The organism is Bradyrhizobium cedriense (assembly GCF_054602315.1).
Genome location: NZ_JBTSWB010000007.1, coordinates 292319 through 309577, shown reverse-complemented (window position 1 = coordinate 309577; position 17259 = coordinate 292319). Strand labels below are relative to the sequence as shown.

Below are 17259 nucleotides of genomic sequence, written 5' to 3'. Positions count from 1 at the left end.
TCCTATTCCGCGGCCTGAAGCGTGGTCGGTACGGGTGCGAAATCCTCCCGGAAGTGCTTCAACGCGCTGAGCACGGGGTAGGGCGTGAAGCCGCCGAGCGCGCAGAGTGAACCCAATTTCATGGTGTTGCAGAGGTCCTCGACCAGCGCGAGGTTTTCGTGCACACGCTCGCCGTTGATGATCTTCTCGATGGTCTCGACGCCGCGGGTCGAGCCGATCCGGCATGGTGTGCACTTGCCGCAGGATTCGACGGCGCAGAACTCCATCGCGAAACGCGCCTGCCTGCGCATGTCGACGCTGTCGTCGAACACGACGATGCCGCCATGGCCGATCAGGCCGTCGCGTGCGGCAAAGGCCTCGTAGTCGAACGGCGTATCGAACAGCGCACGCGGGAAATAGGCGCCGAGGGGTCCGCCGACCTGCACCGCCCGGACCGGGCGACCCGTGAGCGTGCCGCCGCCGATATCGTCGACGAGCTCGCCGAGCGTCACGCCGAACGCGGTCTCGAACAGGCCGCCATAGCGGATGTTGCCGGCGAGCTGGATCGGCATCGTGCCGCGCGAGCGGCCCATGCCGAAATCCGCATAGGCCTTCGCGCCTTCTGCGAGGATGAAGGGGATGGCGGCGAACGACAGCACGTTGTTGATCACGGTCGGCTTGCCGAACAGGCCGTGATGCGCCGGCAGCGGCGGCTTGGCGCGCACGATCCCGCGGCGTCCTTCCAGGCTCTCCAGCAGCGAGGTCTCCTCGCCGCAAACATAGGCGCCGGCGCCGACGCGTACTTCGAGATCGAAGGATTGCTTCGAGCCCCCGATATTCGTGCCGAGATAACCGCCGCGCCTGGCCGCTGCGATCGCGGCATTCATCGCCTCGACCGCGTGCGGATATTCGCTGCGGATGTAGATGTAGCCCTTGGTCGCCCCGACGGTGATGCCGGCGATCGTCATGCCCTCGATCACCAGGAAGGGATCGCCTTCCATGATCATGCGGTCGGCAAAGGTGCCGCTGTCGCCTTCGTCGGCGTTGCACACGATGAACTTTCGGTCGGCCTTGGCTTGCGCGACCGTCTTCCACTTGATGCCGGTCGGGAAACCGGCGCCGCCGCGGCCGCGCAGACCGGACGCGGTGACTTCGTTCAGGATTGCATCCGAGCCTAGCGAGAGAGCGCGCTCCAGGCCCTTGTAGCCGCCATGGGCGCGGTAATCGTCGAGCGAGCGCGGGTCGATCACGCCGCAGCGGGCGAAGGTGAGGCGGGTCTGGCGCTTCAGCCAGGGGATCTCGTCGGTGGCGCCCAGCCGCAAGAGATGCGGCGTGTTGCTGGCGAGCGCGTCGAGCAGGGAGGGCACGTCGGTCTCGGCAACGGGACCGAAAGCGATGCGTCCCTGGGGCGTGGCGACTTCGACCAGCGGCTCCAGCCAGTACAGGCCGCGCGAGCCGGTCCTGACGATCTCCACTGCAAGGCCGCGCTTGGTTGCGGCCTGCTGCAGCGCAAGGGCAACCTCGTCGGCGCCGACGGAAACCGCACCGGCATCGCGCGAGACGTAGAGACGGATGCTCATCGCTGTGCCTCCGCAACCAGCGCATCGAGGCGTTTCTGATCGAGTCGTCCGACGAGGCGGCCATCGAGCATCGCGGACGGCGCAGTCGCGCACAGGCCGAGGCAGTAGACCGGCTCCAGCGTGACGCGGTCGTCGGCGGTGGTGTTGCCGAGCGCCACGCCGAGCTTCGCTTCAGCGCGCGCCGCCAGCGCGTCGCCGCCCGCGGCCTGACAGGCTTCCGCCCGGCACAGTTTCAGCACATGGCGGCCGGCCGGCTTGTGGCGGAAATCATGGTAGAACGTGAACACGCCATGGACCTCGGCCCGCGAGAGATTGAGCGCCTTCGCGACCATGGGGATCGCCGCCTGCGGCACATAGCCGAACGCTTCTTGAAGCGCGTGCAGGATGACGAGCGTCGCGCCTTCCTGCCCGGCATGTTCGGCGATGATTTCGGTGCCGCGCGCCTCGTCCCAGGGCTCAAAACCTGCTGTCATTCTTCGTTCTCAATCCGAGCGTCCCTCGAAGCAAACTATTTGGAATCGCTCGAAGATCAATAAAGCTGTCCCGTGCTGCGATTGCGAATTCGGATCGATCGGCAAAGGCGATCGGTCGATCCGAAAATGTGATAATGGGCGCTTCGCCCGATGTTTTCGCGTGTAGGGCAGCGGGCGCGCGTGCTAGCTTGCATGCCGCGACAGAACCCAAGGGGACGTCTCGTTTGATCGACAAGCTTGAATTGCTGCTGGCACTGGCGAAGGAGCGGCATTTCGGACGCGCGGCGGAGGCCTGCGGCGTGACGCAGCCGACGATGTCGACCGGGCTCAAGCAACTCGAGGAGATTCTCGGCGTGATGCTGGTCCAGCGCGGGTCGCGCTTTCAGGGCTTCACGCCGGAGGGAGAGCGCGCGCTTGATTGGGCGCGGCGCATCGTGGGCGATGCCCGCGCCATGCGCGAGGAGATCAACGGGCTGAAGCATCAGCTCTCAGGCGAGATCCGCATCGCGGCGATTCCGACCGTGCTCGGCATGGTCGCGGCCCTGACGACGCCGTTTCGCGCCAAGCATCCCGAGGTGCGCTTCCGCATCCAGTCCACGACCTCGTCCGAGGTGCTGGGGCTGCTCGAGAATCTCGAGGTGGATGCGGGGCTGACCTACATCGAGAACGAGCCGATCGGCAAGGTGCGCACCATTCCGCTCTACAACGAGAGCTATCGTCTGCTCACTGCACCGGACGCGATGTTCGGCGACCGCGAGACGGTGACCTGGACCGAGGTCGGGCAGGTGCCGCTGTGCCTGCTGACGCCCGACATGCAGAACCGCCGCATCATCGACCGCGCGCTGCGCTCGGTCGGCGCGGAGGCGACGCCGACGCTGACCTCGAACTCGCTGCTGGTGCTCTTCACGCACGTCAAGACGGGACGCTGGGCGAGCGTGATGCCGGCCAAGCTCGCCGAGACGCTCGGTCTTTCCGACACGGTCCGTTCGATCCCGATCGTCGATCCCGAGGTCAATTACAGCATCGGCCTCGTCATTCCGCAGCGCGATCCAATGACGCCGCTGATCGCGGCGCTGGTCAACGTCGCGCGCGAGGTCGCGCCGTCTCTGCGGTTGTAGGGCGTAGTGAGATAAAGTGCGTCGGCAGCGTGGGTTCCACCTCTCCCGCGGGGAGAGGTGATCGAGCGCCGGGCTCGCATCGATTCAATTCATTCAAAGCTCATTCCGCCGCCTCAAGCCGCGGCCGATATTCCGGACGCCGCCTTGACCGCGTCGCGTGGCAGCGTCACGCGTACGACGGTGCCGACGTCGAGTTTGGAGCGCAGCCGCATCGAGCCGCCGTGGAGCTGCGCCAGCGAGCGGGCGATGGCCAGGCCGAGGCCCGAGCCGTGATAGGTCTTGGTGAGCTGGCTCTCGACCTGTTCGAAAGGACGGCCGAGCCGCGCCAGCGAATGCGGTGCGATCCCGATGCCGGTGTCGGCGATCATCAGCACGATCCTGTCGTCGAACTGCCGGCTCCGCACTACGACGCGTCCGCCGTCCGGCGTGAACTTCACCGCATTGGAGAGCAGGTTGACGATGATCTGCTTGGTGGCGCGGCGGTCGGCGACGACGGAGATGGATGTTGCTATGTCGGCGTCGAGCGTCAGCTGCTTGTCCTGTGCACGGCCGGTCACGATCCGCAGGGATTCCGCGAGCGTCTTCGAGAGATCGAGCTCCTCCATGTCGAGCTTCATGCGGCCGGCTTCGATCTTGGACATGTCGAGGATGTCGTTGATGACCTCGAGGAGGTAGTGGCCGCTGGTCAGGATGTCCTGGCAGTATTCCTGGTACTTCTCGCTTCCGAGCTCGCCGAACATGCCCGAGCCCATGATCTCGGAGAAGCCGATGATGGCGTTGAGCGGCGTGCGCAGCTCGTGGCTCATGTTGGCGAGGAATTTCGACTTTGTCTGGTTGGCTTCCTCGGCGCGGGTCTTCTCGCGCTGATACTTCTCTGCGAGGTCGGCGAGCTCGACCGCCTGGCGCTCCAGCGCTGCCTGCGAGCGCTTGAGGTCGATCACGGTGGCGCGCAGGCGCAGGTCGTTGTCGACCAGCTTCTGCTCGTGCTCCTTGATGCGCGTGATGTCGGTGCCGACCGAGACGTAGCCGCCGTCCTTGGTGCGGCGCTCGCTGATGTGCAGCCAGCTGCCGTCGTCGAGCTGCGCCTCGAATGTTCGCGCGCCCGGACCTTGGGTGCCGGTCTCGTTGTGGCGGGTGCGCACCTCCGGCATGCGGCCGACCTCGAGCACGGTCTCGTAGGAGGTGCCGGGAATGACCGCCGTGTCGGGCAGTTTGTGCAGGCGCTGGAAGTGCGAGTTGCAGAGCACGAGGCGGTCGCTCGCGTCCCACAGCACGAAGGCTTCCGGAATGGTCTCGATCGCGTCGCGCAGGCGCAGATCGGCTTCGACCGTCCTCTCGGCGAGGCTCTTCTGCTCGGTGATGTCGACCGCGATACCGATCAGGTGCACGCTGGAATCGGTCGCGCCGCGCGTCTTCTCGCAGCGGACGCGGAGCCAGATCCAGTGGCCCTCGACATGCTGCATGCGGAAGGTCTGGTCGATATGGTCGATCTTCTCGGAGATGAGCTGGTCGGCGATCTCGAACAGGTCGATGTCGTCTGACTTCACCAGCGCGTTGACCTCGCCGAAGGTGAGGAGCTCGTTGCGACCGTCGAGGCCGAGCATCGAGAACATCGATTGCGACCAGAAGATCCGGCCGCGCGACAAATCCCAGTCCCACAGCCCGCAGCGGCCGCGGTTGAGCGCGGTGTCGATGCGGCCCCGCACGGCGTCGTTGATGAGGTCGCCCTCGCGGGCGCGGGTCGACTGCCAGTGGAAGGCGAAGCCGAGGATCAGGACGACGAAGCCGGTGGTGGCTGACAGTGTCACCGAGAGCGCGGCGTCCGAGCCCCAGATCGGCTCGTTGCGCTCCTGGATCACGGTGACGAAGCCGGGCAGCGACTTGATCTGCCGCGAGGTCGCCATCGCGGCGTTGCCGTTCGGCAGCGTCATGTCGGAGACGTTGCCGTCGCGCGTCGGTGCCGCGAGCAATTGCGCCGTCGTGATCGCATCGAGCAGGCGGTCGTTGCCGACGGGGTCGCGGTCGATCGGAATGCGGGCGAGGACGCGGCGTTCGATTCCGGCCGAGGTGACGACGACGTGGCGGCCCGAGGCCGTGCCCCAGGATGGAATGATATCCGGCAACAGCGCGGGCAGGCTCTCGATGGTCTTCAGTCGCTCCTGCCGCACCGAGGTGAGGCGGTCGATGCGCTCGGCGAGCAGGTCGGCAAGCGCCGAAATGTCATGGCGGATCACCAGCCGCTTCTGGCGTGTCTGATCGACCACCTGCACGAACGCGCCGAGGCAGATCGTGATCAGGAAGGCGATGATGAGCGTCGGCACGGCGCGGCGCAGCGCGGGCTCCGCGATCAGGAGCCGGTGATAGGCAGGTTTCGCGATCGATTGCGCCAATCCCTTGATCGAATCGGATTGGACGCATGCGTTCGCGGCGTCTGCACGCGGCATGCCTTCGGCCCCCTGAAAATCAGCTTGCAACTTGAGCTCGGAAGCAGCCCCACATCGCTTCCGAATCACACTGATTTGAATCCAGTTTTCGCGGGCTGTCGAGAGTCAACGAATCGTTAACGCGAAATTATTCTTATCCAACACGCAGAATGTGCGTCGCGGGTCCCCAGACGCACGGGTGCAGCGAGTCCGAAACGAGAACGTGTCGCTCGTCGCACTTTCTTCATCACGCACGCGGCGGTTCGGCGTGACTGATGACGCGCTTCACGGTCGGGAACGCACGCCGCAACGCGCGCTCGATCGCGTCGACATGCTCGTGCACCTTGATCACGCTCATCGAGGGTGCCGCGCGGCAGTGGAAGTTGACGATCTCGCCGGAGTCGGTGTTGCGGACCCGCACATTGTGGATGTCGTGGATCTCGCCGCCGGCGGCATATTGCGTCAGAGCGGCGGCGATGGTCTGCACCCGTTCCGGTGCGGCATCGACGCCGAACGGCAGTTCCGGTTCCAGCGGCTCGATGTGAACGTCGACCTCGACGTCCTCGCCGAACTCCTCCTGGATGTTGCGCTCCAGCGTGTTGGCGACGTCATGGGCGGCCTCAAGCTGCATGTCGGCATCGACCTCGAGGTCGATGCTGACGGTCAGCTTGGCGCCGAGATCGTGTACCGTGACATGGTGAACGGCGAGGCCCGAATTGTGCGCGATCACCATGATGCGGTCGCGCACGGTCTCGTTGTTGCGAGCGACGGGGACGGCGGTGAAGGTGAGGTCGGCGTCGCCGAACGCCTTGTCCACGGCGGTTTGCGCGCTACGCTTGATCTCCTCGACGCGGTCGATCGGATAGGTCCGCGGGACCTGCGCGATGGTGTCGATGAACGTGGTCGCTCCGACCATGCGCACGCGCAGACGGTCGACGTCGATCACGCCCGGCACGCTCCGGATCGCGGCGGTGGCCTTCTCCTGCGCGCCTTCCGGGGCGCGGTCGAGCAGCGTTTGCACGGTCGAGCCGGCCATGCGCAGTCCGAGCAGGGCGATCATCACGGCAACCGCCGCGGCCGCCGCCGCGTCGCCCCACCAGAAGCCGAGGCCGGCGAGGATCAGGCCCACGATCACGGCGAACGAGCCCATGACGTCGGAGGCGAAATGCAGCGCGTCCGCCGCCAGCGCCTGGCTCCTGGTCGCCCGCGCGGCGCGGTGCAGGGCGCGGGCGCGCCAGAGATTGACCGCGATGTCGATCACGAGCACCACGAACGGCACGGCCGAAATGGTCGGCGGCGGGGTTCCTTCGCTCAGCCGGCTATAGGCCTCGACCAGGATGCCGCCGGCGAGCACGTAGAGCAGGGCGGTGACGCCGAGCGCGGAGATGCTCTCCAGCTTGCCATGGCCGTAATGGTGCTCCTCGTCCGCCGGCTTGTCGGACACCCGCACCACCGCCCAGGTGATGATGGTCGCGACTAGGTCGATCGCGGAATGCAGGGCTTCGGAGATCAGCGCCAGCGAGCCGATCGCGATCCCGACCACGAACTTGGCTGCCGCCATGCCGCCGCTGGCGAATATCGAGATCGCGGCGACCGAGGTTTTATCGTGCTGGGAGGTCATGGCGGGGATTTAGCAGGGCGTGGGTGAACATCAAGCGACGATCCACAGCCGTAGTCGCTAGTGATTTGCAGGAGCGGGGCCATCGCCCCCCTTCGTCATTCCGGGTTCGGTCCTGCGGACCGCCCCGGAATGACGGAGTGAGCGTCAATGCACTCCACCGCCACCCCCTTCACACCGCCACCACGATCTTCCCCAGATGCTTGTTCGCCTCCATGTGCTCGAACGCCCGATCGATGTCGTCGAACGCGAACACCTTGTCGATCGGCAGTTGCAGCTTGCGCGCTTCGACCGCGCCCCAGATGTCCTTGCGGACCTCCTCGAAGATCTCACGGACCTCCTCGATGGTGCGGGTGCGGAAGGTGACGCCGACATAGTCGATGCGGCGGGCCGCATGCAGGTCGAAATTGAAGTCGGCGTGGGTGCCGCCGAGCCGGCCGACATTGACGATGCGGCCCTTGATCTTCGTCGCCGCGAGGTTCTGGTTCGCAACCTTGCCGGAGACCTGGTCGACGATGAGATCGACGCCTTCGCCGTTCGTCGCCTTCAGTACCTCGCCGACCCATTCCGGATCGGAGCTGTCGACGGCGAGGTCGGCGCCATACTCCCTCAGGCGGCCGCGGCGACGGGCATCTGTCGATGAGCCGATCACGAGCTTCGCACCCTTGAGCCTGGCGATCTGCATCGCCATCAGGCCGACGCCGGAGCTGGCGCCCTGGACCAGCACGCTCTGGCCCGCCTGTACGCCGCCGACGGTGACGACGGCGTTGTGCATGGTCGTGAGCGCGACGGGCAAGGTGGCCGCCTCCTCGAAATTCATGTTCGAGGGCGCGTGGAACAGCCGGCCGTGATCAGCCAGCGTATATTCGGCAAACGCCGCACCGCCCGATCCCATGATGCGATCACCGACCTTGAGGCCCTTGGCATTCGGTCCGAGCTCGGCGACCTCCCCGGCCCATTCCATGCCGAGCACGGTGCCGACGCCGCCGGCCGCGCCATGGGCGTGTCCCATGCGCATGGCGGTGTCGGCTCGGTTCAGCGCACAGGCGCGGACGCGGACCAGCACCTGCGTGCCTTTCGGCGTTGGTTGAGCAACGTCGGAAATCCGAGCGCCCTCAGGGCCGTAGACGTAGGCTTTCATGTGTTACCTCGGGCTTGATTGAGATTTTGGATGAACAGCGATGCCGGGCGTTCACCTCTCCTTGCAAGCGGGGCGAGCGAGCATACGGCGTGGCGAGCGCCGTCTTCAGATCACTCCAGCGGATTACTCCGCGGCCTCACGTTGCGGATGAACGATCATGCCTTCGAGCCGGCCGCGGATGATCGCTTCCGCTTCGCGCACGATGCGGGAGACGAGCTCGGCGCAGCTCGGGATGTCCTGGATCAGGCCCTGGACCTGGCCGGCCGACCAGATGCCCTCGTCGGAATTGCCGGTCGCGTAGACCATCTTGCCGCGGGCACCCGCAACGAGTTCGCGGATGTCCTCGAACTTGGCGCCTTCCTTCTCCATCGCGACCACCTTGGTCGAGATTGCGTTCCTGGCGACGCGCGAAGTGTTGCGCATGGTACGGAAGATCAGCTCGGTCTCGCGCTCGTCATTGGCGACGATCTTCTCCTTGATGAGCTGGTGGATCGGGCTTTCCTTGGTGGCCATGAAGCGGGTGCCCATGTTGATGCCGTCGGCCCCCAGCGCCAGGGCGGCGACGAGGCCGCGGGCATCGGCAAAGCCGCCCGAGGCGATCATGGGAATCTTGACCTTGTTGGCGGCGGCCGGGATCAGGATCAAGCCGGGGGTGTCGTCCTCGCCGGGATGGCCGGCGCATTCGAATCCGTCGATCGAGATGGCGTCGACACCCATGCGCTCAGCCGAGAGCGCGTGGCGCACGCTGGTGCATTTGTGCACGACCTTGACGCCGTGCTTCCTGAACTCGTCGACATGCTCCTGCGGCTTGTTGCCGGCGGTCTCGACCACCTTGATGCCGCTCTCGATGATCGCCGCGCGGTATTCGGCATAAGGCGGCGGCTTGATTGCGGGCAGGATGGTGAGGTTGACGCCGAACGGCTTGTCGGTGAGGCCGCGGCAGCGCGCGATCTCCTTGGTGAGATCCTCCGGCGTCGGCTGGGTCAGCGCCGTGATGAAGCCGAGGGCGCCTGCATTGGCGACCGCCGCGACCAGCTCGGCACGCCCGACCCACTGCATGCCGCCCTGGACGATCGGGTGCTCGACGCCGACGAGTTTGGTGAACCGAGTCTGCAACATGATGTTCCCCCGCCTGTATTGCGCTCTGTTATCGTTGATATCGGCAGGATGCCGCCCCGGTCGGAAAATGTCTATTGCGCCGGGCGTGCGGTGGAGGCGGAGCGATCATGCGGCGGAGCAGGAGATTCCGTGTGGCGGACAATTTGGGTGTGGGCTTCGCACGGCAACTGCCAGAACGGCCGTGAGGCGGTTCTCAAGGCAACTGCGTCGACATGTTTATTGCCAGCGCAGCGAAGCAATCCGGAGTCTTTCCGTGGGGGGATTTTGGGTTGCTTCTTGCCATGCTCCTCGCATGACGGCGAGGTCAATAGGGCGTACGGCCTCAACGCTACTCCGCCGACAGCCGCACCATTTGCCGGCCGCCGTTCATTTCCTTGAGGCGGTTGACGAAATTCTCCGGGCGCTGCCAACGATTGGGGACCTGCAATCCCATGAACTCGGCGATGTCGCCGATGAAGCCGGTGCAGTTGGTGGTCTCGGCGTTCCAGACCGGCGAGTTCGCCTGCAATTTCTTGATGTAGGCGAACACGCGCTTGGCGTCGGCCTCGTTCAGATAGACCCGATAGCTGGCGGTCAGATATTCCGGATCGAGATCGCCGTAGCTCGCGCCGGTCTCGGACGGCACGAAGGTGATGTGACCCAGCACGTAGGCGAGCGTGTCGCCGGCCGGCGTGAGTCCAGCGACCTCCACGGCGCGCTCGCTGGTCTTGCCGTACCAGACGAAGGCATGGCCCCAGCTCGCGGCGGTACGCGCGCGGAAGTCGACGTAGTAGGGGCCTTTCTCCGTGCGCGCGACGGGGCGCCGCGTCGATTGCGGCTGAGGTCGCGAGGCGGTGTCGGTCGTGGCAAGCGCGTTCACGTCGGCAACGCGCTTGTTTGCTTCGTGGGCCGAGGCCGAGGGCATCGTGCACGAAAGCATAGCCGCAAGAGCGAAGCCCGCGAGGATGCAGGATCCCGATCGATCAGCTTTGTTCGTCACGAAATTCCCCTCGACTGTCGCCATTACGCAGATGATGCGCGTCGTCCGCTGCGCGTCAGTAGCGCGCCGCGACCGGGCCGGGCGCCTTGCCGATCGGGGCCTTTCCAACCGGGCTCTTGCCGATCGGCATTTTTCCGATCGGCGCCTGCTCAGCCGGATAAACCGGTACGGGCTGGCGGCGCGGTATGTCCGCAGCGTTTGCGGCCGTCACCAGAGCAAGCGTAGCACCCAGAGCAAATACAATCTTCTTCACAGTCATACCCCTGAAGGTTTGGTCCAAACACGGCGGCGCCGTGCCCCCAGACACGTCTCACAGAAGGGCGGCCGAATGCGTCCAAGTTGCGGCACGCCCGGGACATGTTGGCGGCATATGTCCGACGCGCGGAGATGTGATGTGTCTGGATATTTCCGGGAGTTCGCAGCCCGCTGAGCGAAGCGACATGCGGAGCGTTTGCGGAGAGCGTGATCCCGCATGTCGCTTCGCTCATCTTCATTGCTCACCCGATCCGGGTTCAGGCCGTTCCGGATTGCGGCGTCAATGACCAGCGAGGGTGACTCGGGCTACTGCTTCCCAAGGAAGTTCGACCGCATCTTTTCGGCGAACCAGACTACGAAGATCGCGGCGAACGAGAGAGCGAAGTATAGGGCCGTCCACAAAAGCGCGTTGCCGGCATTCGTCATGGCGTCCTCCCTTGCGTCAGAAATCAGTTTCTTGCCGGGCAGGATAACGGCGGCCGCAACGGCCGATTTGCGCGGGATCAATATTGCTGCGATGCGGAGCAAAATAGCGGGGCGTCTTCATTCCGAGCAGATAGAGCGGCTCCGAACCGATCACGGCAGGGTGCCCGCCGCGCGAGGATCGGTCCGGCTCGGAAGCATCCGCGCCGGACCGGCGGTCGCAGGGCGAGCGCGTGACGCCTTAGGCTGCTCGCGGCGTCGAGTTGGTCGCCTCGTCAACGGCCGCGGCGATGTCGCGCATGCTGATGACGGAGACGAGGCTGTAATCGTCGATCACGGGCAGGTGGCGGATGTGATGACGGTTCATCAGATGGCGGACGTGCTCGATCGTATCGCCCGAGGTGCAGGAGACGAGTTGCTGCACCGCGACCAGCTGCGAGACCTTGACGTTGAGGGCGCCCGCGCCGTGCTCGGCAACCGCGCGCACCACGTCGCGCTCCGTGAACATGCCGGCCGCGGTGTTGCCCTCGGAGCGGACAACGTCCTTGACCACCAGCGCGCTGATGTTGTTGGCGCGCATCAGCTTGGCCGCGATCCCCACCGTCTCGTTCATACGCACCGTGACAACGCGCGGCGTCTTCTTGCGCAGAATGTCTCCGACCAGCATTGCAACCTCCCGGGTGAGTGGTGGAGGAAGTGTGGTATACATAATGCCAATCGTCAAGTATTGGGTTTGGCTGATCCGAAAAAAACTTGCGACAGCGATCCTGACGTTCGTCGTCTCAAAGACAAAGGGGCGCATCATTGCGCCCCTTCTCGAACATGCAGCGTACGGCGGCTTACGCTGTCTCGGTCTTGGCGCTGCCGGTCGCGGTGCCGGCGACCTCGGCTTCCTTGCCGAGGATGAAGGAGCGGCGCAGCGGCTTGATCACGAACAGGGCCATCAGTGCCGCCGTCGCATTGAGCGCCACCGCGACCACGAACACGGCCTTCCAACCATACGCGGTCGAGATTACGCTCGCGAGCGGAACGAGCAGGGATGCGGTGCCCTTGGCGGTGTACAGCATGCCGTTATTGGTGGTCGCGAACGTCGAGCCGAATGTGTCGCCGCAGGTCGCAGGGAACAGCGAGTAGATCTCGCCGAACACGCCGAAATAGACTGCGGTTGCAAGCACGAAGACGATCGGCACGTTGCCATAGGCCGAGAGCGCCAGCAGCATCAAGGCCGCCGTGCCGAAGGCAATGAACATGGTGGGTTCGCGGCCGATCGTGTCGGAGACCCAGCCGAAGAAGGGGCGTCCGAACCCATCGAAGATGCGGTCGAGCGAAATCGCGAAGGTCAGCGCCGCCATCTGAAAGCCGGCGAGCGTGACCGTCGTGTCGGCGATCCCAAAGTCGTGTGCGATCGGAGCGATCTGCGCCGCAGTCATCAGCCCGCCCGAGGCAACCATGACGAAGACGAGGTACATCACCCAGAAGACGGAGCTGCGCAGCACCTGCGGCGGGGTGAAGTCGATCTTGGTCTGGGGCAGATTGAGCTGCTTCTTCTTCGGCGGGATCGCGACGTGAGGCCGCTGGATGAAGAAGGCGAGCACGAACACGACGATGCCCTGGCCGATGCCGAAGATGAGGAAGGCGTGCTGGTAGCCGCTCGAGACGATCATGCTCGCGATCGGCACGACGGTGAGCGCGGCGCCGGCGCCGAAGCCGGCCGCGGTCGCACCCGCCGCGAGGCCGCGGCGATCGGGAAACCATTTCAGCGCGTTGCCGACGCAGGTGCCGTACACCGCGCCCGCGCCCATGCCGCCGATGATCGCGGCTGCGTAGAGCAGGGTGAGGCTATCTGCATAAGAGTTGAGGATCCAGGACAGCGCGATCATCATGCCGCCGAACATGACGACGATCCGCGGGCCATATTTGTCGACGAACCAGGCCTCGACCGGCACCAGCCAGGTCTCGGTGACGACGAAGATGGTGAAAGCGAGCTGGATCGCGGCGCGCCCCCAATGATGGGCCGCATTGATCGGATCGACGAACAGCGTCCAGCCGTATTGCAGATTGGCGATCATCGCCATGCAGACGATGCCCATGCCGAGCTGGAGCCAGCGGAAGCCGGTGCGAAGGGGCGCGGCGGTGACGGAGCCGTCCGGGCTGGAAATCATCAGAACCTCCCAACGCGCCTGTTTGGCTGCGACGGAGGACCGCAAGGTGACTCGATGTCGCAAATATTGTGGCTTATCGTCGCAGGCGCGCAACGGAGATTGGTATACGATATTCCAGATTGCAAGCCAAAACTTGACCGGTTGCTTCAACAATGCGCCGGTTCCGCCCGGGGTCTCGCGGGATCTTCGCGCCAAACGAAAACGCCCGGCCGTGAGGCCGGGCGTCGTTCACGCGAGATCTCTGGTGAAGCGCGTCAGATCGTGGATTTCGCGACCACGATCTTGCGCCACGGCTTGAGCACCGCGATCGCCAGCAGCGAAGCCAGGATGTTGGCGCCCGCTGCGATGATGAACACGCTGTCCCAGGTGCCGGACGACTGCTGCATGTAGTTGGCGATCGGCACCAGCAGCGCGGCGGTGCCCTTCGCTGTGTAGAGCAGGCCGGCATTGGTGGTCGCAAACTTGGCGCCGAACGTGTCGGTGCAGGTCGAGGGGAACAGCGAGTAGATCTCGCCCCAGGCGAAAAACACGAAGCCCGAGAGCAGCACGAACCAGACCGGATCGTGGCCCCAGAGGTAGAGCATCCAGATGCCGAACCCTTCCATGCCGAAGGCGATGAACATCGTGTTCTCGCGGCCGATCATGTCGGAGATCCAGCCGAAGAACGGACGCGTCAGGCCGTTGAGCACGCGGTCGATCGTGGCCGCGAAGGTCACCGCCGTCATCGTCACCGCCATCAGCGTCACCGGAACGCTGTCGACCTTCCAGTCGACCGCGATCGGCTTCAAATTGGCCGTCACCATCAGCCCGCCGGCGCCGACGATCACGAACATGAAGTACATCAGCCAGAAGATCGGCTGACGCAGCACCTCGGTCGGCTGGTAGTTGCGACGCGTCTGCACCAGATTGGCGTTCGCCACCACGGCCGGCACCTGGCCGGCTTTCGGCGCGAGCAGGAAGAAGGCGAGGATGCAGATGATAATGCCTTGCCCGAGGCCGAAATAAAGGAAGGTGGCCTGGAATCCACTGTCCTTGATCATGGCCTGGATCGGCGCGACGGTCAGCGCGGAGCCCGCGCCGAAGCCCGCGGCCGTGATGCCGGCAGCCAGACCGCGCTTGTCCGGAAACCACTTCAGCGCGTTGCCGACGCAGGTGCCGTAGACGCCGCCGGCGCCGATGCCTGCCACGATCATGCCGAGATAGTAGCCGTTGAGCGAGGTGGCCTGCGCGTTGATCGCCCAGCCGATGGCGCAGAGCACGCCGCCGACCAGCACCACGATGCGCGGGCCGTATTTGTCGACGAACCATCCTTCGACCGGCACCAGCCAGGTCTCGAACAAGACGAAGAGGGTGAAGGCCCACTGGATCGAGGCGCGATCCCAGCCGAACGTCTTCTGGATGTCGGGGACGAAGAACGTCCAGCCGTATTGATAGTTGGCGATCATCACCATCGCCGCCACGCCTATCGCCAATTGCGCCCAGCGATAGGAATCGCTTACGCGTGCGGCACTAGGGGCCACCGCCGACTGCACCATGTCCGTCATCAAAAACCCTCCCGAACGCGCCGATTTTTATGCATGCGCTGGCTCGCATCCTGGTATTCATTATGCCAAGATTCAAGGCGAGGGACTGGAGGTGCGGCGAAATAACGCGGGCTTCTCCACATGCGCCATGGGCGCGGGATTGTAAAGCCCCAACTGCTCGCGTTGTGGCGGCCTCGATGGCAATTTCGTCCGTTCAAGCAATTGATGAAAATAGCATATTTCAGCCTCTTGCACCGCCGCAAGAACGCTCGGAAAATTCGCATTAGCGAGGATTTTGTCCGTTCGTGCGCGCTTCGCGCACGCCGACAAGCGGCGTTGGGCGGGCGTCCGCTTCTTGGAATTCCATATTCCAGAAGTCATGCCTGCGACGGTTTGGCAATGCCGGGGCGGTCCAGCCGCGTCACGCCATCGACGTGCGCAGCCGGCTATAGCCTTCCTGGATCGCGGACCAGAACAGGGCGACGAGGCCGAGCGCCATGATCGTGCTGACGAGGCCGTTGGAAAAGAACACGCCGAGCGAGCCCTGCGATCCCAGCAGCGATTGACGGAAGGCCTCCTCGGCCTTGTCGCCGAGCACGATGGCGAGCACCAGCGGTGCGAGCGGGTAGTTGCACTTCTTCAGGAGATAGCCGAGCACGCCGAACACCAGCATGAGCATCACGTCGAAGGTGCTGTTGTGCACCGAATAGGCGCCGATCGCGCACAGCACCAGGATCAGCGGCGCGATGATGCCGAAGGGCACGCGAAGGATCGCGGCGAAGACCGGCACGCAGGTGAGCACGACGATGAGGCCGGCGAGGTTACCGAGATACATCGATGCGATCAGGCCCCAGACGAACTCCTTCTGCTCGACGAACAGCATCGGGCCGGGCTGCAGACCCCAGATCAACAAGCCGCCGAGCAGGACGGCGGCGGTGGGCGAGCCGGGCACCCCGAGCGACAGCATCGGCAGCAGTGCGGCGGTGCCCGCGGCATGCGCCGCCGTCTCCGGCGCGATCACGCCTTCGATCTCGCCCTTGCCGAAATTTTTGCCGCGCCGCGACAGGCGCTTGGCGATGCCGTAGCTCATGAAGGATGCGGGCGTTGCGCCGGCGGGCGTGACGCCCATCCAGCACCCGATCAGGCAGGAGCGCAGCGAGGTCATCCAATAGGCGGGCAATTCCCGCCAGGTCTGAAGCACGACCCGAAGGTTGATGCTGGCTTTGCCGCCGCGGAACGCCAGCCCTTCCTCCATGGTCAGCAGGATCTCGCCGATGCCGAACAGGCCGATCACGGCGATCAAAAAGTCGAATCCGTTGAGCAGCTCGGTGACGCCGAAGGTCAGCCGCAACTGCCCGGTGATCGAATCGAGGCCGACCGCCGCGAGGGCAAAGCCCATCATCATCGCCGCGATGGTCTTGAACGGCGGCTCCTTGCTCAAGCCGACGAAGCTGCAGAAGGCGAGGAAGTAGACCGCGAATTTCTCCGCCGGACCAAATCGCAGTGCGAAGCTCGCGACGAGCGGCGCGACGAGCGTGATCATGATGACGGCAAACAGCGCGCCCACGAAGGAGGAGGTGAAGGCGGCGGTGAGGGCCTCGCCGGGCTTGCCCTGTTGCGCCATCGGATAGCCGTCGAAGGTGGTCGCCACGGACCATGGCTCGCCGGGGATGTTGAACAGGATCGAGGTGATGGCGCCGCCGAACAAGGCGCCCCAATAGATGCAGGACAGCATGATGATCGCCGACGTCGGCGGCATGCTGAACGTCAGGGGCAGGAGGATCGCGACGCCGTTGGCGCCCCCTAGCCCCGGCAGGACGCCGATGATGACCCCGAGCGTGATGCCGATGACCATCAGCATGATGTTGTAGGGCTGCAGGGCGACCGCGAAGCCGTGAAACAGATTGGCCAACTCTTCCATGTCGATACGTCCTGCAGCAATGATCGGATGACGGCGCAGCTCTTACAGGCCGAGCCATTCCTCGAGCGGACCCTTGGGAAGCGGGACCAGGAACCAGCGCTCGAAAACGAGATAGGTCAGGACCGGCATGCCGACCGCGATCGCGATGGTCGTCAGCCAGCGATAGCCGCCGAGCCAGCGCATGAACCAGGCGATGAAGACCATCGAGCCGACGTAGAGGCCGATGAACGGCATCGAGCCGACATAGATCGCGGTCGGAACGACGACGCTCATGACCTGGCGCAGTTGTCCCCATTCCGCGAACAGCCGGCCGTCGTCGTCGCGCTGCGCGTGCCAGATATTGATGGCGCTCGCGCCGACGATCGCGGCGCCGATATAGAAGGGGAAGAACCCGGCACGTGGCCCCTCAGCGCCCCAGTTGATGCCGGCCTTCAGGCTGCCGAAGATCACGATGATGCCGAAGACGCCGATCAGCAGCGCCATGCCGATTTCCAGCGTCTTGTGGGCCGGGCCAGATTCGGATCCGGATCGTTCAGTCATGGGAC

General features: G+C 64.8%; 15 protein-coding genes. 1 reads left to right on the top strand and 14 read right to left on the bottom strand.

What is annotated here, in order from left to right; translation table 11 throughout:
* Window positions 1-2: 2 nt before the first annotated feature.
* Window positions 3-1559, bottom strand: coding sequence for a formate dehydrogenase beta subunit (locus tag ACYCVF_RS26880; RefSeq protein ID WP_459601407.1), 1557 nt, complete (start codon window positions 1557-1559; stop codon window positions 3-5).
* Entirely contained in the window at window positions 1556-2032 is a 477-nt protein-coding gene (locus tag ACYCVF_RS26875) for a formate dehydrogenase subunit gamma (protein WP_459601405.1), read from the bottom strand. Before ACYCVF_RS26875 ends, ACYCVF_RS26880 begins: the two co-directional genes overlap by 4 nt.
* A gap of 224 nt (window positions 2033-2256) precedes the next feature.
* On the opposite strand from ACYCVF_RS26875, the gene ACYCVF_RS26870 reads away from it, so the two are divergent.
* Window positions 2257-3150, top strand: a complete 894-nt coding sequence (locus ACYCVF_RS26870) for a LysR family transcriptional regulator (RefSeq protein WP_459601403.1) — start codon at window positions 2257-2259, stop codon at window positions 3148-3150.
* A 113-nt stretch (window positions 3151-3263) separates the two neighbouring features.
* On the opposite strand, the gene ACYCVF_RS26865 is transcribed toward ACYCVF_RS26870, so the two are convergent.
* The 12 genes from ACYCVF_RS26865 to ACYCVF_RS26810 form a co-directional block, all read right to left on the bottom strand.
* On the bottom strand, window positions 3264-5594 hold the full coding sequence (locus tag ACYCVF_RS26865; RefSeq protein WP_459601401.1) for a PAS domain-containing sensor histidine kinase: 2331 nt from the start codon (window positions 5592-5594) through the stop codon (window positions 3264-3266).
* Window positions 5595-5820: 226 nt separating this feature from the next.
* Window positions 5821-7194: a cation diffusion facilitator family transporter gene (locus ACYCVF_RS26860; RefSeq protein WP_459601399.1), complete on the bottom strand. Its 1374-nt coding sequence runs from the start codon at window positions 7192-7194 to the stop codon at window positions 5821-5823.
* Window positions 7195-7363: 169 nt separating this feature from the next.
* Window positions 7364-8332, bottom strand: coding sequence for a zinc-binding dehydrogenase (locus tag ACYCVF_RS26855; protein WP_459601397.1), 969 nt, complete (start codon window positions 8330-8332; stop codon window positions 7364-7366).
* 123 nt (window positions 8333-8455) lie between these two features.
* Window positions 8456-9451, bottom strand: a complete 996-nt coding sequence (locus tag ACYCVF_RS26850; RefSeq protein WP_459601395.1) for an NAD(P)H-dependent flavin oxidoreductase — start codon at window positions 9449-9451, stop codon at window positions 8456-8458.
* Between the two features lie 328 nt (window positions 9452-9779).
* Entirely contained in the window at window positions 9780-10430 is a 651-nt protein-coding gene (locus tag ACYCVF_RS26845; RefSeq protein ID WP_459601393.1) for a hypothetical protein, read from the bottom strand.
* A gap of 55 nt (window positions 10431-10485) precedes the next feature.
* Window positions 10486-10689, bottom strand: a complete 204-nt coding sequence (locus ACYCVF_RS26840; protein WP_459601391.1) for a hypothetical protein — start codon at window positions 10687-10689, stop codon at window positions 10486-10488.
* A gap of 302 nt (window positions 10690-10991) precedes the next feature.
* On the bottom strand, window positions 10992-11192 hold the full coding sequence (locus ACYCVF_RS26835; RefSeq protein WP_459606682.1) for a hypothetical protein: 201 nt from the start codon (window positions 11190-11192) through the stop codon (window positions 10992-10994).
* Between the two features lie 157 nt (window positions 11193-11349).
* A complete protein-coding gene (locus ACYCVF_RS26830) occupies window positions 11350-11775 on the bottom strand; it encodes a CBS domain-containing protein (protein ID WP_459601389.1) in 426 nt (141 codons plus the stop codon).
* A gap of 172 nt (window positions 11776-11947) precedes the next feature.
* Window positions 11948-13270: an oxalate/formate MFS antiporter gene (gene oxlT / locus ACYCVF_RS26825; RefSeq protein WP_459601387.1), complete on the bottom strand. Its 1323-nt coding sequence runs from the start codon at window positions 13268-13270 to the stop codon at window positions 11948-11950.
* A 254-nt stretch (window positions 13271-13524) separates the two neighbouring features.
* Window positions 13525-14814, bottom strand: coding sequence for an oxalate/formate MFS antiporter (gene oxlT, locus ACYCVF_RS26820; protein WP_459601385.1), 1290 nt, complete (start codon window positions 14812-14814; stop codon window positions 13525-13527).
* Window positions 14815-15214: 400 nt separating this feature from the next.
* On the bottom strand, window positions 15215-16714 hold the full coding sequence (locus tag ACYCVF_RS26815) for a tripartite tricarboxylate transporter permease (protein WP_459601383.1): 1500 nt from the start codon (window positions 16712-16714) through the stop codon (window positions 15215-15217).
* A gap of 42 nt (window positions 16715-16756) precedes the next feature.
* Window positions 16757-17254 (bottom strand): tripartite tricarboxylate transporter TctB family protein, encoded by a 498-nt coding sequence (locus tag ACYCVF_RS26810; RefSeq protein WP_459601381.1) that lies wholly within the window; start codon window positions 17252-17254, stop codon window positions 16757-16759.
* Window positions 17255-17259: the final 5 nt, after the last annotated feature.